We start from the raw sequence: 23,994 nt of genomic DNA, 5'->3' as shown, positions 1-23,994 counted from the left end.
TCGTCTCCTTCGAATGTCCGCCGCAATCTTGAGGAAATCTTGCGGGGACGGTGGTCGTTTTACAGCGGTCGTCTTGCGGCGAACCTACCAGAGTAGGTCTCGGCCGATACGCCGCGAGAACCGACAGGAAGACAACGCCATGACCGATGCGCGCAGCTTCACCTCCCACGCCCGGGACTTCGACATGCACCCGGGCGCACTCGGGACAGCAGGCGAGCACGGGTTCGCCGACGACTTCGCCGCCGTGCTCGAGAACACTTCGGTGCACCGCTCCACCATCGGCTGCGTCATTCCGGCGTACAACGAGGAGGAGTCGATCGCTGACGTGATCGAGGCCCTGCTCGCGCAGACTCGCGTGCCGGACGTCATCCACGTCGTCGTCAACAACACCTCCGACGCGACGGTGAAGATCGCCTCCGAGTACAGCGGGCCGCACGAACTGCACACCGAGCTCGGCGAGCAGTTCACCGAGGTCTTCGTCCACGACATCGGCAAGAACCCCGACAAGAAGGTCGGCGCGCTCAACTACGGCTACTCGCTCGTCGAGGGTTACGACTACCTCCTCGGCGTCGACGGCGACACCATCGCCGACAGCAAGGCCGTCGAGTACCTCGAGACGGAGGCGATCTCGGACTCCCGCATCGGGGGGATCTCGGCGATCTACACGATCGACGACAAGCCCATCAAAGGCCTGGTCGCACGGTTCCTCACGGCGGGTCAGCGCACGCAGTTCGCGGCCTTCAACCTGCAGAACATGCTGCGGGGCCGCAACATGGCCGTCCTGGGCGGGCAGTTCTCGATCTTCTCGACCAACGCCCTGCGCGACGCGATGAAGCAGAACCACCAGAGCACCCCGTGGGTCAAGGACTCCGAGGTGGAGGACTCGCTGCTGTCGCTCCAGATCAAGAGCGCCGGTTACCTGACCAAGATCAGCCCGTACGCTCGAGCCGACGTGGGTGGCATGACGACGTTGTCGGGCTACGACGCTCAGCAGGTGAAGTGGACGTACGGGGCCATCGAGCTCATGTGGCCCGGGCAGCGCGGCGACACCAAGGGGCAGCCGTTCCACCCGAACCTCCGCCTGCGGTGGTTCGAGAACTTCGGCATGCTCACGAACCTCTTCGTCCGCGTGGCCTTCCTGACCCTTCTCGCCGGTTCGCTAACGATCCACGCCTTCGTCTTCTCGCCGCTGTGGCTGATCCCCCCGGTGATCGCCATGCTGCTGAACCTCCGCATCGCCCGCACGATGAAGAATGTCGACCGCACGGACGTCCTGTTCGCGGTGCTCTTCTTCCCCGCGGAGATCTTCATGTGGATCCGCATCAGCCATTTCGTCCGCTCGTGGACCCGCTTCCTCTCGCGCAAGAAGGTCGACAACTGGGCGATGCAGGCCAAGGCCGAGCGCGGTGGTGGTCTCGGACACTGGACGCCGATGGTCGTCCTGATCGCCGTCGCCATCGCCCTCGCGGTGATCTGGGTCATGGTCGGGCCGATGGTGCAGTCGTCGATCCTGTGGATCGGCTGGCCCATCGTCGGTGTCGTGACCGTCCTCCAGACGCTCCTCATGTTCTCCAAGCTCGTCCGTCGCCACCACGGCTTCAAGGTCTGACGGACACCCGTTCTGATACGCCCGAACGCATCAGAAAATACGGATGCCTCGGCCCTGGGGAGGGTCGAGGCATCCGTCATGTCTGCCGGTCTTACGGAGTCGCGAGCAACTCCGAGGTCAGCCGGTACCCGACTCCACGCACCGTTTCGATGTAGCGCGGGTTGGCGGGGTTGTCGCCCAGCTTGCGACGCAGGTTCGTCATGTGCGCTTCGATCGCGCGCTTGTCGGCTTCTCCGACGAAGTAGCTCGTCACGTACGACTCGCCGCGGAGGACCAGCGTGAGATCGGCCTTGCTGCGTACACGCCGCTTGGACTCCATCAGGGTCGCAAGAAGGTCGAACTCCGTCCGCGTGAGCTCCAGCTCCTCACCGTCGACACGCACGAGGCGACTGTCGGGATCGAGCAGCAGATCACGATGGGTCACCCAGGTGCCGCCGGTGGGCGTCAGCTCTCCGGGCGAGGAGCGCGGGACGATCTCGCCACCCGGGGCCGACTCGCGAGGCTCAGGGCCCTGGGAGGACGGCACGATGACCGCTGCCGCGTTCGACGCGGGCGACGTAACGGGTGTCTCGGGCCGCCCGGCGGGGAAGGACGGGCCCACACTGTCCTGGCGCGGGGCGGAGGACACCGCGGAATCCGCGGCACGGGGGCGGCGAAGCAGCGCTTCGATGCGCGCGCGCAGCTCGCGAGGACGAAAAGGCTTCACGACGTATTCATCTGCGCCGGCGCCGAGGCCGAGGACGACATCGGCCTCTTCTTCGAGACCGGTCAGCATGATGATGTACGTGTCGCTCTGCTGACGAATCCGACGCGCCGCTTCGAAGCCGTCGATGCCCGGCATGTTCACGTCGAGCGTCGTGATCAGCGGTTGATAGGCGATCACCGCTCGAACCCCGTCGATGCCGTTTCCGACGGAGACGGTGGAGAATCCTGCGGACTCGAGCACCTCGACCAGCAGGTGGCGGATGTCGGGATCGTCTTCCACGATCACGGCCGTTTTCAGCATCTCTGTGCTGTCGCTCATGTCACCCACTCTTCCGGCTTCGCACGGGACCGTGCCCGCGTTCTCCCCCGAGTCGCGGCGTCGCAGTTCGACGAGCGCAATTTTGACACAGATCTCGGCCGCGTCGCGGTCGACTCGGAGGTCAACGCTGCTCGCGTGTCAGTTCCGCTGCCGCGGCCGGCCACCAGATGCCCGCAGCGGGTCCGCCGTTGCACTCGCCGTCGCTCTCGCCGGCAGGCTTGATCCACAGGTTCGTGTCGACGACGCCATCTCCGTACGAGCCGCCGGGGCTGCCCACGAGGCGGCCGGAAGGGTTGCACCATTCCGAGCCCGCCGGCCCCGCGCCGTTGCGCGAGGTGTCGATGACGGCGTGAGTGCCCCCGAGAAGATCCGAGAGAGCATGCGCGTAGGCGAACTCGGCGGCGGTGTCCTGATAGTTCGACACGTTCAGGGCGACGCCGCGCACCTCGGGCAAGATTCCCATCGCCTGAATGAGCCCCGCCATCTCCGCAGCGGGATGCCACGCGGAGTGGCCCCCGTCGATGTAGATCCACGTGTTGGTGCCGCTGATGTTCTCGACGGCGTTCTTCAGGTATCCGGCGCGATCGCCGACAGACCCGCACGAGGAGGACAGTGCGATGCTGTCGGGCTCGAGCACCACGATCTTCTGGACGTCCGACGCGTTGCGCAGCGCATCGCCGATGCGCTTCGTCCATTGCGCGTAGGACGCAGGGTCGAGGCCTCCGGCCGAATGGTTCCCACAGTCGCGATCGGGAAGTCCGTAGACGGCGACCGAGAGTGATGCCTTCTGGTCGCGAGCCTCCGCCGCGAGGTGTGCGATGCGGTCCCACACCTCGTCGACGGGATCGATCTCGGGAGTGAGCCAGTAGGTGGTGGGCTGCGTGGAGAGCCACTGTGCCGCGGCGATCTCGTCGGAATCGCCCGCTCCCGAGCGAGCGGCCTGTGCGGCTTTCGACTCGTCCGGCGCGACGATGCGGGTGTCGACCGCCGGGGGCTTGGCCGACAGGGTCTGGAAGAGGGTGGTCACGAGGCTTCCGACCACGCCGATCCCCGCGATGAGCGCGACGGTGACGACGAGCGCGCCGACGACGAGAAGCCCGCGGGGGAACCGTCGTCGAGGCCGTCTCGGCCGGGGTGATCTCGCCACGTTCGGAACTCTAGTCGAGGTGAAACCCACGAGGGGCGAGGTAGTTAACCGGGTGAAGCGATATAGACTGCTGTCGTGGGAAAACTGGTTTATAACACTGCGGGTCACTCGTTCGACATCGAGGATCGGACTCTTTCCCACCTTCGCATGGTCTTCATGAACAAGCTGCGCAGGGGCGAGTCGTTCATGTTCCACTTCCCGATGGGTGATGGCAGCGGCACGCGTACGCTCTGGATCTCGCCGTCGATCCCGCTCGTCTTCCACTTCTACGGAAGTCGTGCCCCGCAGCTCAACCGTCGGTGGATCGAGGATCTCATGGATGAGGCCAGTTCCCCGCAGGGGCTCAGCGTCACGGTCGAGCCCGAGCCGGAGTCGATCTCCGTGGCGAGCGCCTAAGTCCGCTCAGGCGCACTCGGCGTCGACGACCTCGCGGACACGGTCCAGGAACGCGGTGATCTGATCTGCCGCGTCGCCCGGAAGCCCCAGGGCGAACTCGCGGATGCGGGCGGTCACGGGGTCGATGGCATCCGGGTCGGTGTCGCGGTCGAACGGCACGACGAACTTGCTCCGACGATCCGACGGGTTGGCGACGAAGTCGATGAGGCCGCCCGCGCGAAGGCGATCGAGCATCCCCGTCACCGACGCCGTGGAGATGCCCAGTGATTGCGCGATCTCGGTCGGAGTCAGGGTTGCCCCGGCATCCGCCCGCTCGAGGATCAGCCTCATCGCCGCCCGTGCGTTCTCGCTGGGGCCGCAGTCGGACTGCCGGCGGCGAGCGAGCCGCGCCTCCGCCAGACGGAGCCTCTCGACCGCGCGCGCTGCCGTCATCGCCTGGTCGATTCCGGTCTCGAGTGTCATAGGGCCTCCTCGGGTTGAGCCCCCGTCTAGGCATTGTAGTGAGGCGGTTGAGGTTCCCGTCGACCGTCCTTTTCCGGCTCGGGTGCAACAATTCCGGGCCCAGCAGGGGCTTGCACCTCTTGTCCCCTCGCCGCGACGACTGAGACCTCGTATGATGGCCCGACCGGCGCACCGGGAAAGGAGAGGCCGATGGGCTCACTGTTCTACGGGTCTTCTCCGACTCCGATCCGCGTTCCCGACCGCGTCCTCGCCCACGTCAAGGTGGTCATCGCTACGAAGCTGCGGCGGGGTGAGAGCTTCACGTTGTCGTGGAGGCACCCCTCCGGCGAACCGACGGGCCGCAGCACGCTATGGATCCAGCCGTCTATTCCCCTGAGGTTCGTTTTCGGTTCGGCGGAACCCGAGGCTCTCGACCCGGCCCTCCTTCATTCGCTCGCGACTTCGGCCAACTCCTCGGGCGGCCTGACGATCGATCTCGACGACCACGCCGTGCCCTCCGTTTCGGAGGCCCACTGACCACCGCCCCGTCAGAGGTGGGCGGCAGCGTGCCGATGCGCGATCGACGACATCCATTCCCTCCCCGGGCACGGGGGAGCCGATCGTCCGCGCATGCGTTCCCACGCTTCGACGTAGATGTTCTCGAGAAGTGTGTCGGCGGTCGACGCGACCCCCGTCATCGACAGCAGCACCGCGTAGATCTGCGGAGCCGTCGCATCGTAGAACTCCCCGAAGGCGTCGCAGTCGCCCACCGCAGCGCGCACGAGCAGGGCATCCAGATCCTGCTCTTCGCTCGCGCGAGTGGCGCTGTCTGTCATGGTCACCGTGCACCTCATCTGTATCTGTGGACAGTCAACCGTCGGGAGACGTCGGCGACCTGGGGTTGCGTAATCAGGACGTATGCCGTAGCCAGGCTCCACGGTCACGGCTACCCGCGGTCGGCATCGCGACATCCGGCGACGGCGACAGGGAAGCGTCATAGGGTGAAACCATGAAAAGTGTCGTGCGCGGGGCTCTCGCCCTGGCGATGTTGTTCGCCGGTATCTCCCACCTGACCTTCGCGCGGCGCGACTTTCAGGCACAGGTCCCCGATGTCCTGGTGGAGAAAGGTCCCCTCGATCGCGACGCCGTGGTCGTGGCATCCGGGGTCGTCGAGGCCGCCTTCGGGCTTTCGCTCCTCGTTCTGCCCAAGGAGCGTCGTCGCATCGGCGCGGCTCTCGCTGCGTTCTTCGTCGCCATCTTCCCCGGCAACATCGACCAGTGGCGAAAGGGGCGCTCGGCCTTCGGATTGGACACCGACCAGAAGCGCCTTGGCCGACTCTTCTTCCAACCGCTGCTGGTGGCGGCCGCGTGGTGGTCGACACGTTGACCCGTCGATGACGGACGCCGTCAGCCTGGACCTCGTCTTCGACGACGAGACGAATGCCGCGGTGCGTGCGGAGTGGGACGCCCTGCTCGCCGCTGACCTGCCGAGTCAGGCCCGTCACCGGGGTGAGAGCAACCGCCCTCACGCGACGCTGCTCGTCCGCTCCTCGCTGGCCCCGTTCGATGTCGCAGACCTGTGCGGTTTCCTCCCCCTCTCGCTCACGCTCGGCGCGCCGCTTCTCTTCGGCGCGGGGCGGCATCGGGTCATCGCGCGCTCGGTCGTTCCCACGGCAGCGGTACTCGCTCTGCATGCGCGCCTTCACGAACTCGCCGGGCCGGGCGCCGACGTCGACCGCACGGTGCCCGGCGCGTGGACACCGCACGTCACTCTGGCTCGCCGGGTCCCGCTGGACCGCATCGGTGAGGCGCTGGACGCTCTCGGACACCACGGCGGGGGAGACCTCGAGGCGCGAGCCGTCGCGATTCGTCGTTGGGATGCCGCGACCAAGACGGTGACCGACCTCGTCGGACGTGGCACGCTGGAACAGTGCTGACCGACGACGCCCTCTCCTTCCTCCGCGAGTACCACCTGGCCACCCTGTCGACCGTGGGACGTTCGGGTCGCGTGCACGCGGTACCTGTCGGGTTCACCTACGAGGACGGCGTCGTCCGTGTGATCGGCTCGCGCGGAACGCAGAAGTTCGTCAACGCCGAGCGCAGCGGCCGCGCCTCGATCTGCTCGGTCGACGGCGCGCAGTGGATCAGCTTCGAAGGCCCGGCGCGAGTGAGCGATGATCCGGAGGCCGTGGCGCACGCGGTCGAGCTGTACGCGGCGCGCTATCGCCAGCCGCGTCCGAACCCGGACCGCGTCGTTCTGGAGATGACCGTCGAGAAGATTCTGGGTTCGGCTTCCTTCCGCGGGTGACCGGCGTATCCTGAGGGGATGTCCCCCGTCACCTCGTCGATGCCCTCCGGGCGTGAGGGGGTCGTCGGCGCGTGGAGCGCCGACGGCACAGGCGCCGTGCACGCCGTCTTCCTCGCCGGGTGACCGGCGCGGGCGCTCCGCCTCTTGCGGGATCGCCCACCGCGCCCCTCCTTTTCGTGACGGGCGTATCGCCGCGCGATCTCATCGCGCGCTGGTCGCCGCACCGGCTCGAACGATGCGGCTCATCGACGGGACTTCCCCATGCACGCTCTCTCTCCATCCGCCCTCCGCTCCAGTTTCGTCAACGTCTCGCTTCGCGAACGCAGCTCGATCGTGATTCCCGCCGACCTCGAGGCCACCACGTGGGATCGTCTCGACTACTTCGGTTGGCGCGACGCCAAGACCCCGCTGCTCGGCTTCGTCGTCGCCGAGATCGACGGGGGTCCCGTCGGCCTGCAGCTCCGGCAGACCGAGCAGCCCACGCGCACGCGACCGCAGTGCTCGTGGTGCTCCGATGTGACCCTGCCCAATGACGTCGTCTTCTTCTCCGCACGCCGCGCGGGCAAAGCGGGACGGGCGGGGAACACCGTCGGCACCCTGGTGTGCGCGCGGTTCGAGTGCTCCCGCAACGCGCGTCGTCTGGATCCGCCCGCGTATCTCGGCCATGATGCGGCCGCGGCTCGCGACCGCCGCGTGGAGGCGCTCCGCACCCACGTCGACACCTTCTTCCGGGACATACGCGACGGCGCGTGATCGACACCGGCCGGCGTCGATGAGCCGCCGGTCCGCGGGGTGGGTTCGCGCACGGAGCGCGGGCGCGGCAAGAATCCGGCGGTGGCATTGCGAACGTGCGGCCGTGCCATACCGCGAAGGCGGGTCCCGGCCTCCGTGCGCCTGTCGACGAGGCTCCGCGGGAGCCGCGTCGGTGTCGTCGATGTCGATGACGTGATCGTCGTTCATCTCGGTGTCGGCCGTGCGTCCGGCGAAGATGCCGCGTTCTCTCCGACGGCGATGACGAAGCCTGCCGCGTAGCGGCACGTCTCGCCGCGAGGCGGGCGTCGGACGCGATAATGTTCAGTGTCTCCCCCGGACATGAGTCGACGTATCTGCGTCGGAGGGGGAGAACGGTGTCGGCAGAATCGCTCGGTGCGGCAAGAGGACGTCTTTCGGGCCGCCTTCGGTCCGCCGTCGGGGGGACGGGCGCCCGGGGCGCGCTCTCCGTCGGTGACGGGGGTCACGGCTCGGCAGCTCGTGCCCAGGCGGATTCATGACTCATATGACGATCGACGACCGCCTGGATGCCGTGCTGAACACGCTCGCGGACCGTGTGCGTGAGCTGCGGCGGGAGCGTGACCTCACCGTTGTCGCCCTGTCGTTCGAAGCGGGGATCTCGGAGTCCCGCGTCCGCGCGATCGAATCGGGGCGGACGACGGCATCGCTCGCGACGCTCGTCGCACTCGCGGAGACCTTCGGAATCGAACTCGCGGAGCTCTTCGCCGAGACCACGCACGGCGGGGGAGACCGCGACTCGTCGGGCCGTCACGTCGCACCGAGGGAAGAGACGTGGGGCGGGGAGCTCCCGCCCGCGCCGTGGATGTCGGACACCACCGCAGCCTCTACACCGAGCCGATACGTGGTTCCCAGTGAGGTGGTGTGGGGAGGTGAACTCCCCGCCGCCCCCTGGGCGACGCCGAAGGCGGATCAGGAGCCTTCGGAGCCGACGGGTCTTCCGGAGCCGATCGCGTCGGCGTCGGCCCCGAACCGGTCGACGGAGAAGACCTGGGAGGGTCCGCTTCCGGCGGCACCGTGGAGTGTCGAAGCGGCAACCGTGGCCGTCACCGGCTCGAATGCACCGGCCAACGGCCGCCGGACGGCGTCACCGTCCGCGGTCGCGGGACGTCAGGAATCTGCGTCGGTGCGACATCGGGACGGTGCCGCGCGTCTCGCGCTCGTCACCTCCGACGCTCCGACGCGGTCGCGGGAGCCGCGCACCTTCTCCGATCTGCGCGAAGGAGTTCTCGAGGGACGGGAGTTCAGTTCTCTCCGGGAGTTCGCGATTGCCGCCGTCGCGGAGGCAGGGTACTCGTCCCTCACCGTCGCGCGGATCTTCCGACTGCCGGTCTGGAAGCTCGAGCGATGGATCGCCGAGAAGGGGTACATGGGTCGGCGGTGAGGTCGGGGTGCGCGGAAAGCGCACCCCGACACCTCAGAGAGCGCGGAGCTTCTCGAGCAGGGGAGCGGCGATCTCGTCGACGAACCGCTGCTGCTGCGCGTCGCCCACCTGGACGATGGCGATGTCGGTGAAGCCGGCGTCGATGAACGGGCGCACGCTCTCGGCGAGTTCGTCGAGGTCGGGGCCGCACGCGATGGACTCCGCGACGTCCTCCGGACGGACGAACTGCGATGCGCCGGCGAATCCTGCCGGCGTGGGCAGGTCCGCGTTCACGGCCCAGCCGCCCGCGAACCAGCGGAACTGGTCGTGGGCGCGCGCGATCGCGGCATCCTTGTCAGGGTCCCAGCTGATGGGGATCTGACCGATCTTGCGGGACTCGCCCTCATGGTGCTCGTTCCAGCCCTGGACCAGGTCGCCGTCGGGCTCGGTGGTGATCAGGTGGTCGCCGAGAGGGGCGAAGCGCTCGATCGAGTGCTCGCCGGAGACGGCGACCCCGATCGGGACGCCACCCTCGGGGGCATCCCATACGCGTGCCGAGTCGACGCGGAAGTATTCTCCGTCGTACGTGACGAGATCTCCTGTGTGCAGAGCGCGGATGATCTCGATCGCTTCGACGAGCATGTCCTGGCGTGCATGGACGGCCGGCCAGCCCTCGCCCACCACGTGCTCGTTCAGGTTCTCGCCCGACCCGAGCCCGAGGGTGAAACGGCCGTCGGACAGGAGCTGCAGAGTCGCCGCCTTCTGCGCGACGACGGCGGGGTGGTATCGGACCGTGGGGCACGTGACGTAGGTCATCAATTCGACCTCGGTGGTGGCCTGCGCAACCGCCCCGAGCACGGTCCAGGCGTAGGGAGCATGCCCCTGGCTGGTCAGCCACGGGGAGTAGTGGTCGCTCGAGACGAGGAAGTCGTAGCCGGCGCGCTCAGCGCCGACGGCGTAGTCGACGAGGGCTTTGGGGCCGCTCTGCTCGGTCATGAGGGTGTAGCCGAATCGCGTCATGTCGGCCACGGTAAGGCGGCGATCGCGCTCGTCCGCCGGGGTTGCGTTCGCCGCGGGGATGCGGCAGGGACCACGAAGGGCCCACGACGGAGGTCGTGGGCCCTTCGTGGAGAGCTCAGTCCTCGGGAGCGTGGATGACCTTCTCTCCGTCGAACGTCTCCCGCTCCTTCTTCCTATCGTCGTTGCGGGTCTTGCGGAGGCTGAGGAACGTCGCGACCGCGACCGTCCCCCCGATGAACAGCAGCGAGAACCAGATGGGGATCTCGGGCACCCACAGCAGCGGCTCACCACCGTTGATGAAGGGCAGCTCGTTGACGTGGAGGGCGTGGAAGACGAGCTTCACGCCGATGAACGCCAGGATCACGGCCAGGCCCTGCGCGAGATAGACCAGGCGCTCCAGCAGGCCGCCGATGAGGAAGTACAGCTGACGCAGGCCCATGAGTGCGAAGGCGTTGGCGGTGAAGACGATGTAGGCCTCGTTCGTCAGGCCGTAGATGGCGGGGATCGAGTCGACGGCGAAGACGAGGTCGATGAAGCCGATCGCGATGATGACCAGCAGCATCGGGGTGACGAAGCGCTTTCCGTTCTTGCGCACGGTGAGCTTGTCGTCGTTGTACTCCTCGGTGACGGGGAGGATGCGGCGCACGAACGTCATGAACCTGCCGTTTGCGGGGTCGCTCTCGCCGTGCGAGAACGCCTGACGGTAGGCGAGGAAGAGCAGGAGAGCGCCGAAGATGTAGAAGATCCACGAGAAGTTCTCGATGAGGGCCGCGCCCACAGCGATGAACGCGCCGCGCATGATCAAGGCGATGACGATGCCGATCATCAGCACCTTCTGCTGGTAGATCTTGGGCACGGCGAACCCGGTCATGATGATCAGGAACACGAAGAGGTTGTCGATCGACAGGGCCTTCTCGGTCAGATACCCGGCGAAGTACTCACCGCCGTAGGTCCAGCCGGAGAAGACGCCGATCCCGACGCCGAACAGCAACGCCAGGCCGATGTAGAAAGCCGACCAGCGCGCAGACTCGGCGATCGAGGGCTCGTGGGGCTTACGGACGTGCGCGAAGAATTCGAACACGAAGAACGCGACGGTGATCGCGATCGTGATGATCCAGATCAGAGGGGTGACGCCCATGGCGACCTCCAAGGGAAATAGGTGTACGACGAGACACCAAGGTCTCCTCCACCCGACGAGATGGGCCGACGTCCCGGGCTCACGATGGCGTGATCCGTATTGACGAGAACGTCGCGGCGGGAGTACTCCCCTTGCTGGGTGCGATTCTACGGCATGGGACCGCGCGCGCTCGGCCTGGACATCGCCTCCGGCCCCGTGCTAATCGAAAGCGCCCGGATGCCGTGACCCGGGCGGCCTCTCAGCGCGGGGGAGCGCCGCCCACGATCGCGTCGACGAGGGTGAGCATGTCGTCGCCGTCGAACTCCTCGCGACTCAGCGCCCGCAGGATCACCGCCCCGAGGAGCGCGTCGGCCGCGGCATGGAGCCGCGGGCCCGTCACTCCGCCCATGGCCCGCGACAGGCTTTCGACGAGGGGAGCCGCGAGGATCTCGGCCCGGAGTCGCCGACCGGTCTCGGCGCTGCCCGCCGCGGCCGCGACGAGAGAACGCAGGAGCCCTTCTCCGTCGGGACTCGCCCGCAGGGTGAAAAGGTCGGTCAACCACACAGCGAGGTCGGTCCGGGGGTCGCCCGTGTCAGGCAGCTCTCGCTGCCCTCCGAGCAGGCGCCCCTCGAGGATCGCCTCGGCGATGACGTCGCCCTTGCTCGTCCACCAGCGATAGATGGTCTGTTTGCCGACGCCCGCGCGCCGGGCGATCCCCTCGATGGTGAGGTGGTCGTAACCGCGCTCGGCGAAGAGCGTCACGGCCGCGTCGAGGATCGCCAGGCGTGCCGCTTCGCTGCGGACGGGTCCACTGCGCGGAAGGGTCATGACTCACATTCTGGACGATCCGGGCCAATAACGAGACGAGACGGTGCGTGTTATCTTTGGGCTGACTGGTCGGAGCCGACGGTGCTCCCTCGCGCGCACCGCACGAGAGGAACACCCCGCATGGCCGAACTGCTGCACCGCCTCGGAACGTTTGCGGCCCGCCGCGCGTGGACGGTCATCGTCGCGTGGGCCGTCATCCTCGGCATCGTCGTGGGCAGCTTCCTCATCGGCTTCAAGGGACTCAGCTCGAGCTTCGACATTCCGGGAACGGCATCCGGGGACGTGATTTCCGAACTGCAGGGGGAGCTCCCCGATTTCGCCGGAGCATCCGGAGCGGTGGTGTTCCGCACCGACGACGGCTCGGCTCTCACCGACGAGCAGAAGACCGAGATCTCGGCCCTGGTGGCCTCGGCGGGCGACCTGCCCGACGTGGCCCGCGTCACCGATCCGTTCACCGCCCAGCAGCAGCTCGAGGATCAGCGCCAGCAGGTCGTCGACGGTCGGCAGAAGCTCGACGAGGCCCGCGCTCAAGCGGAGTCGGGTCAGCAGCAGCTGAACGCGGGGAAGGCTCAGCTCGAGGCCGGACAGCAGCAGCTCGACCAGGGCAAGGCGCGGATCGAAGCGGCACCACTGCCCTCAGCTCAGAAGCAGACCCAGCTCTCCGCCCTCGACGCGCAGCAGCAGCAGATCAACGAGCAACGCTCGGCTCTCGAACAGCAGCAGACGCAGCTGACCGAGGGACTCGCCCAGATCGACGCGCAGCAGACGCAGCTCGATGACGGCTCGGAGCTGCTCGGCTTCGCGGATGCCATCCGACTGGTGTCGGAGGACGGATCGACGGCGATCGTCAACGTCTCGTTCGACAAGCCCCGACTCGAACTCACCGAGGCGTCGAAGGAAGCGGTCGTCGAGCACTTCACCGCCGACCCGGTCCCCGGTGTCGGCGTGGCGTTCAACACCGAGATCTCGCAGGGCGTACCCGAGATCTTCGGGGTCGGCGAAGTCGTGGGCGTCGCCATCGCCGGCATCGTCCTCGTCGTCGTGCTGGGGTCGCTGCTCGCGGCCTCGTTCCCGATCGCCACCGCCATCATCGGTGTCGCCATCGGCGCCATGGCGACGCTGTCGTTCTCGGGTGTGATCCAGATGGCATCCGTCACCCCGTTCCTCGGCGTGATGCTGGGCCTCGCCGTCGGCATCGACTACTCGCTCTTCATCCTCTACCGCCACCGCAAGCAGCTTCTGTCGGGGGCGGATGTGCGCGAATCGATCGGCCTCGCGAACGGAACGGCGGGCAACGCCGTCGTCTTCGCCGGGTCCACGGTCATCGTCGCGTTGCTGGCGCTGAACATCACCGGCATCCCGTTCCTCGGTCTGATGGGAACCGCGGGCGCGGTGAGCGTCCTCGTGGCGGTGCTGATCGCCGTGTCGCTGACTCCCGCCCTGCTCGGGCTCGCCGGTATGCGCATCCTCAGTCGCAAGGCGCGCGCTCGGGCGGCCGCCGCGTCGGACGCCGCCGAGCACTCGCGCCGTGCGGCCCGCACGGAGCTCGTCGAGGCCCAGGAGCATCCGCGTCGCGCCGCTCGCGCCGAGACCGGCCCGGTCGCGACCACCGGCCGAGCCGTGCGCCCCATGTCGACCGTGCGCGCCGTCGTGACGATGCTCGTGGCGACCGTGGTGCTGCTGGTGATCGCGATCCCCGCCCTGTCGATGCGCCTGGGACTGCCCGACGGTGGCAGCGAGGCGGAGGATTCCACCGGCTACAAGGCCTTCACCTGGAGCGAAGAAGCCTTCGGAGCCGGATCGAACGCTCCGCTCCTCGTGACGGCGGCGTTGCCCACGGGTACCGCCGAGGCTGACGTGCAGGGACTTCAGCTCGACGTGGCGCGCGAACTGTTCTCCCAGGACGACGTGGTCGCCGTGGCTCCCGTCGCGGTGTCCGAGGACCGCACGCTCGCCGCCTTCCAGGTCATCCCCGCCGAGGGCCCGAACGCGGTGTCGACCGACCGGCTGGTGCGCGACCTGCGGTCGCTGCCCCCGGTCGACGGCGACATCGAGCTCGGCGTCGCGGGAGCGGCGGCCATCAACATCGACATCTCCGAGGGGCTGGCCGACGTTCTGCCGATCTACCTCGTGGTCGTCGTCGGCCTGTCTTTCCTGATCATGATCATGGTCTTCCGCTCCCTGCTCGTGCCCCTGATCGCCACCCTCGGCTTCGTGTTGTCTTTGTTCGCGACCTATGGAGCGGTCACCGCGGTCTTCCAGTGGGGATGGCTGGGAGGGCTGTTCGGTGTGCACAACCCGGGACCGATCCTGAGCTTCCTGCCGGTGATCCTCGTCGGCATCCTGTTCGGTCTCGCGATGGACTACCAGCTCTTCCTGACGACCGGCATGCGCGAGGCGTGGGCGCACGGCGCGGCGCCGCGGCTGGCCGTGGCGCAGGGTTTCCGCGCGGGTCGGACGGTGGTGATCGCGGCGGCGATCATCATGATCTCGGTGTTCTCGGGCTTCATCACCTCGGAAGCCGTCATCATCAAGTCGTTCGGTCTGGGACTCGGTCTCGGCGTGCTCTTCGACGCGTTCATCGTGCGCATGCTGCTGATGCCGGCGATCATGCACGTTCTCGGCGGCGCCGCGTGGTGGCTGCCGCGCTGGCTCGACCGCATCGTGCCGAACGTCGACGTCGAAGGGGCGGCCCTCGAGCGTCGCCACCCGGGACACCACGGCGCGTGATCACCCACGGCCGGGGGAGCGCAAGCCCCGGCCGACGTCGCCGTCGAGGCCGCATCATGCGGGTACCACCCTTTCCGAGGAGGACGACGATGACTGAACGCGAAGAGACCCAGGACGCCCCCGTCATGGACGGCGCCACCGATGCCGGTGCGGCAGAGAAGAAGGAGGGCGCGCAGCAGCAGCGCGCCGCCGACGCCGCGGTCCACGAGGACGACGACCCCGCGCAGCACGAACTCGAGGACGACATCCGCAGCATTCGTGGGTACGGCGAGGACCGCTGAACGACACGACGACTCCCGCCCGGAGCCCCATGTGGGGGACGGGCTCGACGGGCGGGAGCCGTCGGGGACGCCGAGAGCGGCGTCGTCCGCACCGGCGATGCCGGGGCCGGGTACCGAAAGAGTACGCCGCTCCCGGTGAGCTGACGCGTGCTCTCAGCCGATGCGAAGGCGGCCCCGCGCATTCTCGCGGGACCGCCTTCCGCCTGCGTGCATCACGAGTCCGTGGGGATCTCGCCCGCCGCGATCGCGTCCGCGTAGGTGCGGATGTCCGGTCCGGGCTCGTAGTCGATGAAGCGGTCTTTGATTCGTGCGTTGATCTGCGCGAATGCCTCGTCCGACGAGATCCCGTCGCTGTCACGGGCGATCGCGACGACGGCCTCGCGCAGCACCGCGTCGGCGTCGTCGAGGATCTTCTGGCGGGCGGGCTCGTTCCAGCGGATGTCTGAGATGTCCATGGCGACACGGTACGGTCGGCTCCGATCCGTCGATCCCGGGGTTGCATCGCACGGGTCGATGTGCGCGGCAACCCGCCTTCCTCGCTTCCGTCGGCACGGCACGATGGAGCGATGTCGAAGGATGCCGTGAACACCGTGCGGCAGAGGATCCGTACCGGTCTGCGCGACGCCGCGTGGTGGGCACGCGACTATCTCTACGCCGCTCGCGCCCAGGTGCGGTCTGCGCGAGGACGGGACGCGCCCGATGTCCTCGCCGACGGCGAGGGCACGCCGATCGTCCTGCTCCCGGGGATCTACGAGACCTGGCGTTTTCTCGAGCCGCTCGCGCGAGCCCTGCACGCGCGCGGTCACCCCGTGCACGTCGTGACGGAGCTCGGCGGCAACCGCCGACCGATCGCCGAATCCGCCGAGCGGGTCGCCGCCCTGCTGATCTCGCGAGGCCTGGACGACGTGGTGATCCTCGCCCACAGCAAGGGCGGCCTCATCGGCAAGCACGTGATGGCGTTCAGCCCGGCCGGCGAGCGCGTCCGCGCGATGGTCGCGGTCGCCACCCCGTTCGGAGGGTCTCGCTACAGCCGACTCATGCCGACGCCTTCGCTGCGCGCCTTCGCCTCGGCAGACGCGACCATCAGGGCGCTCGCCGCGTCGGCTGCGGCGAACACGCGCATCGTCTCGGTGTTCGGCGTGTTCGATCCGCACATTCCCGAGGGCAGCGAGCTCGCCGGTGCCCGGAACGTCGTCCTCGCCAGCGGGGGGCACTTCCGCGTGTTGGACGACCCGCGAGTCGTCGCCGAGGTGATCCGCGTCGCGGAGTGACCGTCGGGTTCAGCGGCCCCCGCCGCCCCCGCCGCCCATCCCCCCGCCGGAGAACCCGCCGCCGAACGAGCCTCCCGAGAAACTTCCCGCCCCGCTGGTCGTGACGGCGACCGGCGTGCTCGCGCTGTGCAGCGAGCCGAGGGTGGTCGCGAACGCCACCGCGGAGAAGCCGTCCCCGCCCGCGTACCAGGGCAGATCTGCTCCCGTCTCGCGGACGCGGGTGTCGAGAGCCTCTGCCCACTCCTTCTCCACGCCCCAGACGACGGCCCAGGGAAGGAGTCGCTCGTACAGGTGCAGCACCTGCCTCGGATCGCCCGGGTCCACGGGGGTTCGCTCGGCGCCCCGCGGGCTCTGCAGCACCCGCATGCGGTCGGCCTCGGCGAGCTGCAGGTAGTCGCGCAAGCCTCGGAGATGATCGCGCGCCGGGGCGCCGGCATCCGTGATCCGATCCCGATACCGCAGAACGACGAAAGCCAGGATTCCGAGCACCACCGTCGCGGGGATCGCGACGATCTGCCACCAGACCGGTGCCGTGCCGGCCGCGGCGAGGATCAGCGCCACCACTGAGACGACGAAGGCGAAGACGGCCACCGTTGCGGCGAGGATCGATCTCCCCGGCTTCTGCTTCTCGGTCCACCCGCGCGTGCGCAGTTCGGCCGAGGCCGAGGCCGGAAGCTTCTGCAGTGCCTTCGCGACGTCCTGTCTATCGGGGCCGAGTCTGACGCGCTGCCCGGGATGCGGGGCGTCGCCGAAGACGGCGCGGATGATCGCGGCGTGGAGCGCGGGTGCCCCGGCTGCCCGGGAGAACTCGAGTTCGAGAGCCCCGCGGTCTCCCGGGCTCTCGACGATACGGAGGTGCCCGGCGACGGCCGCGTCGAGAAGAGCGGCGGGGATGCCGGCACCCCGGCGCTGCACCAGTTCGGCGCCCTGGACGACGTCGAGGCCCTCAGGCGGCCCGTACTCGGGGACGATGACCCCGCGTCCCGGAGCGTCCCGACCGCGCCGCCGGGCGGCGAACGCGGCTCCGACGCCGACGACGCCGAGCCCGACTGCGGCGATCGACGCGCCGGCGAGGAGGGGTGCGGCGTCGACGGAGAACTGCTCGAGAGGGGTCCGCACGACCTCGCCGGGAACGAAGGTGCCGCGGACGAAGCCGACGGCGATCGTGACGTTCTCCCTCGTCGAGAGCGAGCGCTCGCCGGCCGAGAAGACGGCGGATCCGTCGGGCTGCCCGGTCTCGGTGATGTCGCACCGCTGGTCCGAGCCCTGTCGGCCGACGTAGCACGATGCAGCGCCGTCCTTCAGAGCGAGGGCGAGCGCCGGATCGACCGTCAATCGCACCGATACCGCGCCGAACGGCTGATCCCACTGCGTCCCGTTCACGTCGCGGTAGAACTCGTCGGCATCCGTGTCCGCGAAGGAGCGGATCGTGTCTCGCTGGATGTAGGAGATGACATAGGTCTGGACGCCGCGGACGTAGGAGTCGTCTCCGGTCAGGACGCGCACTTCGCGCCTGTCCCGCTCGACCTCGTACGGAACGGTGGTGCCGGAGGCGTCGGTCACCGAGATGATCCGCGTCTGCAGGGGGACGCCGTCGTAATCGTCGGGGATCGCGCGGACGATCCCTCGGTTCTGGTCCTTCTCGGGGAACCGCGCCACCAGTGTTTCGGTCACCGCGAGCTCGGCGTGGCCGTCATCCGCGCGAGACAGCGTCATCTCTGCATCGAAGGAGTCGAAGGTGAACTCGCTCGTGTCCGCGGAGGCGGCGTGCGGCGCGCCGATCACGATGAGCAGCGTGATCGCAACGATGAGCGCCGCGGCCCACGCGCGCCGGATGCGCAGGGCGGAGGAGGCGAGGTCGTGCATCATCCGACGGTAGCGCCCGGGGCTCGGGGCGACTCCCCCCTACGACGGATTCCGTCCCGCCGGAGGCGGGAGCGGCCCTCAGGCAGCGTTCGGCGGAGAGGCCGCCTCGGGTCGGCGGGCACCGGCGGCATCCGCCCGCGTGCCGACCAGCGCGCAGCACGAGCGTCCCGCTGCGTCGCACACATCGGCGACGGCACAGCGCATGCGCTGGAGGAAGGCCGTGACCGCGACCGTTTCGCTCTCGGTCATCCCGCGAGTGGCCTGCATCATGCGCGCGTGCATCGACGCGAGCGTGCCCCGCATCTCTTCGTCCGCATGCGGGGTGGTGGACACGAGAACCTTCCTCCGGTCCGAGGGATGGCGACGGCGCTCGAGATGGCCGGATCGCTCGAGTCGGTCGAGGAGAGCGGTCATGGATGCCGTGGAAACTCCGAGGTGGCGCGCGAGGTCGACCGGGGTGATGTCGCGACCGGTTCCGCTGGCCCTCGTGAGGAACCGCAGGACGAGCAGCTCGTTCTCGCCCATCGCCATGGACCTCTGCGTGCGTCGGCGCATCGCCATTTCGGCCGAACGGTATGCGCGCATCGCCTCCATGACCCGCGCTCCGCGTTCGTCGTCGGCGTTCTCGCTGTACCAATACGACGGAGGTGCCGTGTTCTCGATCGGCATCGTTCTCCTAATATCTCGCTTGCCTATTCGCTAGTCTAACTAGTAAGTTGATCAACGAACAACGATCAGAGGGGTACATCATGGCGAAGCTCTACTACGGCACGACAACCGAGCCGATCCGCATCGACGACCGCATGCTGGCGCACGTCAAGGTCGTTGTGGCAACCAAACTCCGCCGAGGCGAGAGCTTCACGATGTCGTGGGTGCACGGCGAGGACGAGCCGACCGGTCGTTCGACCATCTGGTTGCAGCCCTCGATCCCTCTTCGGTTCGTCTTCGATTCGGAGCAGCCGGAGTCGCTCGACCAGAACCTGCTGAAGCGCTTGGCCAACGACGCCAACTCCTCGCGCGGTCTCAGCCTCGATATCGCGCTCGACGAGGCCGCTGCGAACACCGTTCCGCCGCGGACCGCGACGGCGAAGGCCACGTCGACGCGCTCCTTCGTCCGCGCGGCGTGATCCGGTCTGCTCCCCGCCCCGACCTCGGCGCGATCGTGTGGTCGCGCCTCGACGACGATCTCTCAGTCGCCACGCGTGACGGAGACTTCGCCGGGTATATTGACCGCCGCTCGACCGGGGCCTTCTTCGTCTTCGACCGCGACGCGCGACACGTCGGCACCTTCGCCCAGATCGGGGCGGCGCGCGCCGCGCTCGGCGAATCCGTGCGGCCCGTACGCACTCCTCTTCCTCGCCGGAGTCCGTCTTCGGCTCTCTCCCAGCTCGCGGCTCACGCCGCCCACATCTTAAGAAAGCGGACATGAAGACGCTTCCGACGTGGGACGTCCCCACCGAACCGATCTCGATCCTCAGCCCGGAAGAGATCGCCGCTCTCAGCGCTCGCTGACGTCCTCGTCTCCGTGATCGGGGGGAGCCTGAGCTGAGGGTTCTCGCCGGATTCGCAGGACGGCGAGTGCGAAGACGAACGCGCCGACGGCTGCGAAGACCAGCTTGGGTTCGTTCGGCGAATCAGCCGGGAAGAAGAGGGTGGGGGCGGCCAGCAGGATCATCGCGATGACGCACAGCGCCAGACCGATCGGGCGTGGTGACCGCGAACTCATCGCACCCCTCCCCGACGCAGACCTGTCGACAGCCTAGGCGAGTCGCGTCCGCGGCGGTCGTACCGGTTGCGAGCGCCCGTGTCCCCCCACCATCTGAGACCCGTCGCGGCCGATGAGCGTGACGGCTGCGACGACGGGTGCCTCCGTGTGCTCTCCGCAGGCCCCGCTACCCCGTCCGATGCGCCAGCGTGAAGAGGAAGAGGTGCGGGCAGAGAACCAGCGACCGACGGTGCGGCCCCCCGGCTCGCAGTCGACGCGGTTCTCTCCCCGCGAGGAACAGCCTCCGCCTTCCCGACGGTCGGCGTCGACCTGAGCCCCCGAATATCACCCTCTGTCGGCACACAGATCACCTCGGATGTCGAGCGGGCGCTGGCGAGACGATAGGGTGGCCGAGCCCGCAGCAGGAGGAGCCGATGATCGAGACCGTCGAGCGGCCCATCACGCGGCCAGCCCGGACACGTCGCGCACTCGCCGTCCACACGGCGACGATCGGCGGCCTCGCGGCGTTCCTCAGCGCGACGCTCATTTGGATCTGCCGCCTGTGGGAGCCGGGGGTGCAGTATGTGAGTCAGCTCGGCGCGACGGCGGTGCCGACCGCGCCCGTCTTCAATACGGCTCTGCTTCTGCTCGCGATCGCCGCCGTCCTCGTCGATCGGTCGCTCGTGTCCCGGGGTGCGGAATATGTCGTCGGGTGGTCCGTCGCCACGACACTTCTCGTGTGCGGCTTGTGCTTCGCCGTGGCATCCGTCGTCACATGCTCACCCGGATGCCCCATCCCCTTCACCGAGGGAGCTCTTCCGCAGGATCTCATCCACATCTCCTTCGCCGTCCTCGGGTTCGTCTTGGCGATCGTCGCGATGGGACAGGTTGCCGTCGTTCGGCGGCGCCCGTGGATGCGCGCGGCTTCGGTCGTCACGCTCGTCGCCGTCGGTGTCACATCGTTCAGCGGCGCGATGATCGCCCTGCTCCGTGGGGACACCGCGGTCGGCGGGAATCTCGAGTTCACTGCGGCCACCCTCGCTATCGCGTGGTTCGGGGTGTTCGGCTTGCAGGTCGCCGCGGACGAGCGGCGAATCCGCCGGAACGCGCATTAGCGTTACTACCGTGACCTTCCCGCGACTGCTTCGTATCCTCGGGTGGCTGGCGCCCGTCGCCGCTCTCGCGGTCATCCTCGCGGTCCTCCGGGGAGGGGGCGTACCGCTGACGCTTCCCGGCGTTCTGATCGTCGTCGTCCTGCTCGGTGTCGCGCGTCTGATGATCGGGCGATCGCGCCGTCGCCGGCGCGATCGTTCGATCACGCGTCCGGGTCGCTCTCGATGAGCCCCCAGGCGTGGGCTGCGCGGATCGCACTCGACCGATCCGACACCTCGAGCTTGCGATAGAGACTCTGCAGTTGTGTCTTGACGGTGTTCGGTGAAACGACGAGAGCTCGCGCGATGTCGGCGATCGTCGATGTCGGAGTGAGTTGACTCAGCACCACCCGTTCCCGCTTGGTGAGGTGCGGCACGCTCACCGACGCCACGAAGAACGACGCCCTCGTCTCGACCTGCTCGCGCGACGAAGGAGAGAGGATCCTCGTGACCAGCGCGCGATCTTCCGGCGCCACGGCGCTCCACGGGCTCCACAGATCGTGCCGGAGGCTCAGCGCCTCGGCGCGCTGAGCCGCGGGGCGGTGCGAGGCCACGCCGTTCAGCCGCGCATCCGCCACGACGCTCACGACCAGGCTCTCGAGCGCAGCGCGAGGGGAGGGCTCGTGGTGAAGCCCCCACTTGACGCTCAGGACGAAAGCGTCGTGTGCTCGCCCCGCGTACAGCTGGGAGAGGGCGAGAGCGGGAGCGGCGACGGGGGACAGTGCGGACGCCCCCTCGAGCAGGGCGAGAGCCTCTCGAGGCTGCCGTAACGCGATCAGCACCTTGGCACGCGTCATCAGGAGCTGGGTCGACTGATAGTGCGACGGTGGTGTGCTGCGGCTCCGTGTCATCCAGGTGCGCAGAACCCCCAGCGCATCGGATGCGGCGCCCGAGAGCAGGAGAGACAGGACGTGGGTTGAGGCCGCGAAAGGCCACAATTCCCGAGCCCCCGCGGTGGCGGGCACAGCGTCGAGGAGGGCGCGAGCTTCCCTCGCCTCCCCCGCTTCGAGCAGCGCCCACGCGGATGCCAGTCGGAGGCCTTCTCCCCAGGGGGACGTCACCCAGCTGTCGGAGCAGTTCGCGACCACGATGGAACGCGCCGTCCGGACGTCGCCCTCGAGCAGGGCGATGACGGCCAGCGCCCCGCGCGCACGGAGCTGGCGGGCGGGCGGCGCGGTCCGCTCGGACAGCGACATGGACGCGCTCGCGTCCCGAAGCCGGCCCATCGCGAGGAACGTCATCGCGACCTGGTACCACCCCTCGGCCGTCGTGCCGGGTTCGAGGTCTTTTGCGCGACGCAGGGCGTCGGCCAGGGTTGCCGACGCGTCGGAGGCGAGGGCGAACCGCCCCGCGGCGCGGAGAAGGCTCACGCGCACGATGAGGGCGTGGATGTTCCCGGCGGTGACGCTCTTGACCTCGGGAAGCCGGTTGAGGGCGGAGATGACGAGCGCCGGTGTCTGCGGCGACTCCGCGGTGTCGGGATCGAGGGCGAGCAGCGCCTCGACGACCACCGGTGCGTCCACGGCGCTCGACCGGAGCTGACCGACCAAGCACGAGAAGCCGTCAGTGTGACGGGCCCAGATCTCCGGCCCCGACGTGCTGAGGACCCTGGCCAGGGTCGTCCACTGCCGCGCGTCCGCTGCGAGCTGAGCCGCGAGGAAGGGCTCACCTCCCGACACGAGACGGTCGAGCAGCCGCAACCGGGTCGCAGACACGAGGGCAGGCTGCCGAGCGGTGATCTCGGCGAGCCAACGCTCGCGAACGGGCTCGGCGAGGACGACACGGGTTGCGCTGGGCCAGACGAACCCCGCGCTCTGGAGCTGGTCGAGGAGGTCGCGCGTCGCACCTGTCGTCGAGTCGACGCCGAGAGCATCCGCGATGGACTCGGTGACGTACGGGGCGACGGCGAGGAGGCGAACGTCGTCGGTCACAGGCCTGGACAGACGCTCCTCCATGTCGTGCGTGAGCGCGGAGCCCGCATACGACGCCGCGGCGACGGCATCGTCGCGCGTTCGCAGGGGGAGACCCTCCAGGCGGAGTCGGGCGCTCGCCAGCTGGACGAGAGCGGGCCACCCGTGAGTGAGCTCGGAGAGCTCGTCGACGGCGATCTCGGTCGATTCGACCCCGTTCAGGGCCAGAACGGATGCCACCTCCTCACGAGTCATGAGCAGGTCGCACGCGGGGAGTACCTGTACATCGAATTCCAAGGCGATGAGCGGGCTCTCGAGGCCGGTCGGCTGGCGGGTGGCGACCACGATGCGAAGGCCGTCGTCGTCGCGCAGAAGACGAAGGAGGTGGTCGCTCGTGAGTCCGCGTCCCTCGACGTGATTGTCGATCAGCAGTACGTGCGAGGCGGGGCCGTCCGCGAAGGCCTCGGCGATGCGGGGGAGGGTGTCCGGTGAGGTGAGAGCGCCGTCGATGAACAGAACGCCGCGCTCGGGATCCGACTCGAGCATGGCGGCGAACTGACGTAGAAGCGAGGTCTTGCCGACGCCGGTCGGCCCTCGGAGCAGAACGACATCACCACCTAACGCCGCTTCGAGGCGATCCAGTGCCTCGGGGCGCGGCGCCCAGAAGCGGCTCGCGCGACGAGCGGCTCGAACGCCGGCGGGAACGGCATCCACATCGATCAACATCTAGACCTCCATTGGGACAGGACCGCCGCCCCTTCGGGCGGGGCGACGGTCGACGTGGCGCCGTGACGCCCCATCGAGATGATCTTGCGGGTGAGAGGAGGCGCCGCGAGGCGAAGACGGCCTCTTTCATCCCCCGTCTCACCCCCGTCTCACCCTCTCCGCATCACCCTCTGGGGGTGGCTCGTCTCTTGTCCGTCCGCCGCACGGTGTGCGATACGGAGCAGCGTCAGGGGTGAACCGCTGCCGGGGCTGGGGTGATTCGGCGCGCGAGGCGGAAGGGGCGACGAGTCTGTCGTCCGCCCCTTCGGGGA

General features: G+C 68.5%; 27 protein-coding genes. 15 read left to right on the top strand and 12 right to left on the bottom strand.

Features of this window, described 5'->3' with window-relative positions:
• The first annotated feature begins 139 nt into the window (after window positions 1-139).
• On the top strand, window positions 140-1,609 hold the full coding sequence (locus tag DEU35_RS03975) for a glycosyltransferase (protein WP_103206765.1): 1,470 nt from the start codon (window positions 140-142) through the stop codon (window positions 1,607-1,609).
• A gap of 91 nt (window positions 1,610-1,700) precedes the next feature.
• On the opposite strand, the gene DEU35_RS03970 is transcribed toward DEU35_RS03975, so the two are convergent.
• On the bottom strand, window positions 1,701-2,633 hold the full coding sequence (locus DEU35_RS03970) for a response regulator transcription factor (RefSeq protein ID WP_174799613.1): 933 nt from the start codon (window positions 2,631-2,633) through the stop codon (window positions 1,701-1,703).
• Window positions 2,634-2,754: 121 nt separating this feature from the next.
• Entirely contained in the window at window positions 2,755-3,780 is a 1,026-nt protein-coding gene (locus DEU35_RS03965; RefSeq protein WP_116238676.1) for a glycoside hydrolase family 6 protein, read from the bottom strand.
• 75 nt (window positions 3,781-3,855) lie between these two features.
• Between DEU35_RS03965 and DEU35_RS03960 the strand changes: the two genes are divergently transcribed.
• Window positions 3,856-4,176, top strand: a complete 321-nt coding sequence (locus DEU35_RS03960; RefSeq protein WP_103206763.1) for an ATP-dependent DNA ligase — start codon at window positions 3,856-3,858, stop codon at window positions 4,174-4,176.
• A gap of 6 nt (window positions 4,177-4,182) precedes the next feature.
• Here the strand turns inward: DEU35_RS03960 and DEU35_RS03955 are convergent, their stop codons facing one another.
• The gene (locus DEU35_RS03955; protein WP_103206762.1) at window positions 4,183-4,638 is read right to left on the bottom strand and encodes a MarR family transcriptional regulator; all 456 of its coding nucleotides are present in this window, start codon (window positions 4,636-4,638) and stop codon (window positions 4,183-4,185) included.
• A 189-nt stretch (window positions 4,639-4,827) separates the two neighbouring features.
• Here DEU35_RS03955 and DEU35_RS03950 point away from each other — a divergent pair, with 189 nt between their 5' ends.
• The gene (locus DEU35_RS03950; protein WP_103206761.1) at window positions 4,828-5,154 is read left to right on the top strand and encodes a hypothetical protein; all 327 of its coding nucleotides are present in this window, start codon (window positions 4,828-4,830) and stop codon (window positions 5,152-5,154) included.
• A gap of 11 nt (window positions 5,155-5,165) precedes the next feature.
• On the opposite strand, the gene DEU35_RS03945 is transcribed toward DEU35_RS03950, so the two are convergent.
• Window positions 5,166-5,459 (bottom strand): hypothetical protein, encoded by a 294-nt coding sequence (locus tag DEU35_RS03945; RefSeq protein WP_116238675.1) that lies wholly within the window; start codon window positions 5,457-5,459, stop codon window positions 5,166-5,168.
• Window positions 5,460-5,626: 167 nt separating this feature from the next.
• On the opposite strand from DEU35_RS03945, the gene DEU35_RS03940 reads away from it, so the two are divergent.
• From DEU35_RS03940 to DEU35_RS03920, 5 genes are all read left to right on the top strand, one after another.
• Window positions 5,627-6,004 (top strand): hypothetical protein, encoded by a 378-nt coding sequence (locus DEU35_RS03940; RefSeq protein ID WP_103206759.1) that lies wholly within the window; start codon window positions 5,627-5,629, stop codon window positions 6,002-6,004.
• A gap of 7 nt (window positions 6,005-6,011) precedes the next feature.
• The gene (locus tag DEU35_RS03935; protein ID WP_116238674.1) at window positions 6,012-6,554 is read left to right on the top strand and encodes a 2'-5' RNA ligase family protein; all 543 of its coding nucleotides are present in this window, start codon (window positions 6,012-6,014) and stop codon (window positions 6,552-6,554) included.
• Complete coding sequence (locus DEU35_RS03930; protein WP_103206757.1) at window positions 6,548-6,925, top strand: PPOX class F420-dependent oxidoreductase; 378 nt, start codon at window positions 6,548-6,550, stop codon at window positions 6,923-6,925. The genes DEU35_RS03935 and DEU35_RS03930 overlap by 7 nt, the downstream gene beginning before the upstream one ends.
• A 261-nt stretch (window positions 6,926-7,186) precedes the next feature.
• Window positions 7,187-7,678 carry an FBP domain-containing protein gene (locus DEU35_RS03925; protein ID WP_116238673.1) on the top strand — a complete coding sequence of 164 codons (492 nt, stop codon included), beginning with the start codon at window positions 7,187-7,189 and terminating at the stop codon, window positions 7,676-7,678.
• A 514-nt stretch (window positions 7,679-8,192) separates the two neighbouring features.
• The gene (locus DEU35_RS03920; RefSeq protein WP_116238672.1) at window positions 8,193-9,098 is read left to right on the top strand and encodes a helix-turn-helix domain-containing protein; all 906 of its coding nucleotides are present in this window, start codon (window positions 8,193-8,195) and stop codon (window positions 9,096-9,098) included.
• A 33-nt stretch (window positions 9,099-9,131) separates the two neighbouring features.
• Here the strand turns inward: DEU35_RS03920 and DEU35_RS03915 are convergent, their stop codons facing one another.
• The 3 genes from DEU35_RS03915 to DEU35_RS03905 form a co-directional block, all read right to left on the bottom strand.
• Window positions 9,132-10,097, bottom strand: coding sequence for an LLM class F420-dependent oxidoreductase (locus DEU35_RS03915; RefSeq protein WP_116238671.1), 966 nt, complete (start codon window positions 10,095-10,097; stop codon window positions 9,132-9,134).
• Between the two features lie 115 nt (window positions 10,098-10,212).
• A complete protein-coding gene (locus DEU35_RS03910) occupies window positions 10,213-11,235 on the bottom strand; it encodes a TerC family protein (RefSeq protein WP_116238670.1) in 1,023 nt (340 codons plus the stop codon).
• A 238-nt stretch (window positions 11,236-11,473) separates the two neighbouring features.
• Window positions 11,474-12,043: a TetR/AcrR family transcriptional regulator gene (locus DEU35_RS03905; protein WP_116238669.1), complete on the bottom strand. Its 570-nt coding sequence runs from the start codon at window positions 12,041-12,043 to the stop codon at window positions 11,474-11,476.
• A 120-nt stretch (window positions 12,044-12,163) separates the two neighbouring features.
• Between DEU35_RS03905 and DEU35_RS03900 the strand changes: the two genes are divergently transcribed.
• Window positions 12,164-14,773, top strand: a complete 2,610-nt coding sequence (locus tag DEU35_RS03900; RefSeq protein WP_116238668.1) for an MMPL family transporter — start codon at window positions 12,164-12,166, stop codon at window positions 14,771-14,773.
• Between the two features lie 89 nt (window positions 14,774-14,862).
• Window positions 14,863-15,054: a hypothetical protein gene (locus DEU35_RS03895; protein WP_103206750.1), complete on the top strand. Its 192-nt coding sequence runs from the start codon at window positions 14,863-14,865 to the stop codon at window positions 15,052-15,054.
• 212 nt (window positions 15,055-15,266) lie between these two features.
• Here the strand turns inward: DEU35_RS03895 and DEU35_RS03890 are convergent, their stop codons facing one another.
• Entirely contained in the window at window positions 15,267-15,509 is a 243-nt protein-coding gene (locus tag DEU35_RS03890; RefSeq protein ID WP_103206749.1) for a hypothetical protein, read from the bottom strand.
• Window positions 15,510-15,620: 111 nt separating this feature from the next.
• Here DEU35_RS03890 and DEU35_RS03885 point away from each other — a divergent pair, with 111 nt between their 5' ends.
• Complete coding sequence (locus DEU35_RS03885) at window positions 15,621-16,325, top strand: triacylglycerol lipase (protein WP_181904567.1); 705 nt, start codon at window positions 15,621-15,623, stop codon at window positions 16,323-16,325.
• Window positions 16,326-16,334: 9 nt separating this feature from the next.
• On the opposite strand, the gene DEU35_RS03880 is transcribed toward DEU35_RS03885, so the two are convergent.
• Both DEU35_RS03880 and DEU35_RS03875 read right to left on the bottom strand, forming a co-directional pair.
• Entirely contained in the window at window positions 16,335-18,191 is a 1,857-nt protein-coding gene (locus DEU35_RS03880; RefSeq protein ID WP_181904566.1) for a DUF2207 family protein, read from the bottom strand.
• Between the two features lie 78 nt (window positions 18,192-18,269).
• Window positions 18,270-18,860 carry a MarR family winged helix-turn-helix transcriptional regulator gene (locus tag DEU35_RS03875; protein WP_116238666.1) on the bottom strand — a complete coding sequence of 197 codons (591 nt, stop codon included), beginning with the start codon at window positions 18,858-18,860 and terminating at the stop codon, window positions 18,270-18,272.
• A gap of 80 nt (window positions 18,861-18,940) precedes the next feature.
• Between DEU35_RS03875 and DEU35_RS03870 the strand changes: the two genes are divergently transcribed.
• Both DEU35_RS03870 and DEU35_RS03865 read left to right on the top strand, forming a co-directional pair.
• A complete protein-coding gene (locus tag DEU35_RS03870; RefSeq protein WP_116238665.1) occupies window positions 18,941-19,318 on the top strand; it encodes a hypothetical protein in 378 nt (125 codons plus the stop codon).
• Window positions 19,315-19,620: a hypothetical protein gene (locus DEU35_RS03865; RefSeq protein ID WP_103206745.1), complete on the top strand. Its 306-nt coding sequence runs from the start codon at window positions 19,315-19,317 to the stop codon at window positions 19,618-19,620. Before DEU35_RS03870 ends, DEU35_RS03865 begins: the two co-directional genes overlap by 4 nt.
• Window positions 19,621-19,689: 69 nt before the next feature.
• On the opposite strand, the gene DEU35_RS03860 is transcribed toward DEU35_RS03865, so the two are convergent.
• Complete coding sequence (locus tag DEU35_RS03860) at window positions 19,690-19,917, bottom strand: hypothetical protein (RefSeq protein ID WP_116238664.1); 228 nt, start codon at window positions 19,915-19,917, stop codon at window positions 19,690-19,692.
• Between the two features lie 413 nt (window positions 19,918-20,330).
• Between DEU35_RS03860 and DEU35_RS03855 the strand changes: the two genes are divergently transcribed.
• The gene (locus DEU35_RS03855) at window positions 20,331-21,011 is read left to right on the top strand and encodes a DUF998 domain-containing protein (RefSeq protein WP_116238663.1); all 681 of its coding nucleotides are present in this window, start codon (window positions 20,331-20,333) and stop codon (window positions 21,009-21,011) included.
• A gap of 10 nt (window positions 21,012-21,021) precedes the next feature.
• Window positions 21,022-21,237 (top strand): hypothetical protein, encoded by a 216-nt coding sequence (locus DEU35_RS03850; protein WP_116238662.1) that lies wholly within the window; start codon window positions 21,022-21,024, stop codon window positions 21,235-21,237.
• Here the strand turns inward: DEU35_RS03850 and DEU35_RS17385 are convergent.
• On the bottom strand, window positions 21,212-23,683 hold the full coding sequence (locus tag DEU35_RS17385; RefSeq protein WP_116238661.1) for a LuxR C-terminal-related transcriptional regulator: 2,472 nt from the start codon (window positions 23,681-23,683) through the stop codon (window positions 21,212-21,214). The two genes, DEU35_RS03850 and DEU35_RS17385, sit on opposite strands and share 26 nt — an antisense overlap.
• Window positions 23,684-23,994: the final 311 nt, after the last annotated feature.

The organism is Microbacterium sp. AG157, from assembly GCF_003385695.1.
In the GTDB taxonomy this organism is placed as follows: domain Bacteria; phylum Actinomycetota; class Actinomycetes; order Actinomycetales; family Microbacteriaceae; genus Microbacterium; species Microbacterium testaceum.
This window is presented reverse-complemented; position numbering and strand designations above follow the sequence as displayed.

Coding starts and splice junctions, on each gene's coding strand:
- DEU35_RS03875 (WP_116238666.1), bottom strand. CDS start 18,860: ATGCCGATCGAGAACACGGCACCTCCGTCGTATTGGTACAGCGAGAAC.
- DEU35_RS03900 (WP_116238668.1), top strand. CDS start 12,164: ATGGCCGAACTGCTGCACCGCCTCGGAACGTTTGCGGCCCGCCGCGCG.
- DEU35_RS03890 (WP_103206749.1), bottom strand. CDS start 15,509: ATGGACATCTCAGACATCCGCTGGAACGAGCCCGCCCGCCAGAAGATC.
- DEU35_RS03955 (WP_103206762.1), bottom strand. CDS start 4,638: ATGACACTCGAGACCGGAATCGACCAGGCGATGACGGCAGCGCGCGCG.
- DEU35_RS03855 (WP_116238663.1), top strand. CDS start 20,331: ATGATCGAGACCGTCGAGCGGCCCATCACGCGGCCAGCCCGGACACGT.
- DEU35_RS03975 (WP_103206765.1), top strand. CDS start 140: ATGACCGATGCGCGCAGCTTCACCTCCCACGCCCGGGACTTCGACATG.
- DEU35_RS03905 (WP_116238669.1), bottom strand. CDS start 12,043: ATGACCCTTCCGCGCAGTGGACCCGTCCGCAGCGAAGCGGCACGCCTG.
- DEU35_RS03935 (WP_116238674.1), top strand. CDS start 6,012: ATGACGGACGCCGTCAGCCTGGACCTCGTCTTCGACGACGAGACGAAT.
- DEU35_RS03925 (WP_116238673.1), top strand. CDS start 7,187: ATGCACGCTCTCTCTCCATCCGCCCTCCGCTCCAGTTTCGTCAACGTC.
- DEU35_RS03950 (WP_103206761.1), top strand. CDS start 4,828: ATGGGCTCACTGTTCTACGGGTCTTCTCCGACTCCGATCCGCGTTCCC.
- DEU35_RS17385 (WP_116238661.1), bottom strand. CDS start 23,683: ATGTTGATCGATGTGGATGCCGTTCCCGCCGGCGTTCGAGCCGCTCGT.
- DEU35_RS03870 (WP_116238665.1), top strand. CDS start 18,941: ATGGCGAAGCTCTACTACGGCACGACAACCGAGCCGATCCGCATCGAC.
- DEU35_RS03915 (WP_116238671.1), bottom strand. CDS start 10,097: ATGACGCGATTCGGCTACACCCTCATGACCGAGCAGAGCGGCCCCAAA.
- DEU35_RS03885 (WP_181904567.1), top strand. CDS start 15,621: ATGTCGAAGGATGCCGTGAACACCGTGCGGCAGAGGATCCGTACCGGT.
- DEU35_RS03970 (WP_174799613.1), bottom strand. CDS start 2,633: ATGAGCGACAGCACAGAGATGCTGAAAACGGCCGTGATCGTGGAAGAC.
- DEU35_RS03940 (WP_103206759.1), top strand. CDS start 5,627: ATGAAAAGTGTCGTGCGCGGGGCTCTCGCCCTGGCGATGTTGTTCGCC.
- DEU35_RS03880 (WP_181904566.1), bottom strand. CDS start 18,191: ATGCACGACCTCGCCTCCTCCGCCCTGCGCATCCGGCGCGCGTGGGCC.
- DEU35_RS03910 (WP_116238670.1), bottom strand. CDS start 11,235: ATGGGCGTCACCCCTCTGATCTGGATCATCACGATCGCGATCACCGTC.
- DEU35_RS03895 (WP_103206750.1), top strand. CDS start 14,863: ATGACTGAACGCGAAGAGACCCAGGACGCCCCCGTCATGGACGGCGCC.
- DEU35_RS03860 (WP_116238664.1), bottom strand. CDS start 19,917: ATGAGTTCGCGGTCACCACGCCCGATCGGTCTGGCGCTGTGCGTCATC.
- DEU35_RS03920 (WP_116238672.1), top strand. CDS start 8,193: ATGACTCATATGACGATCGACGACCGCCTGGATGCCGTGCTGAACACG.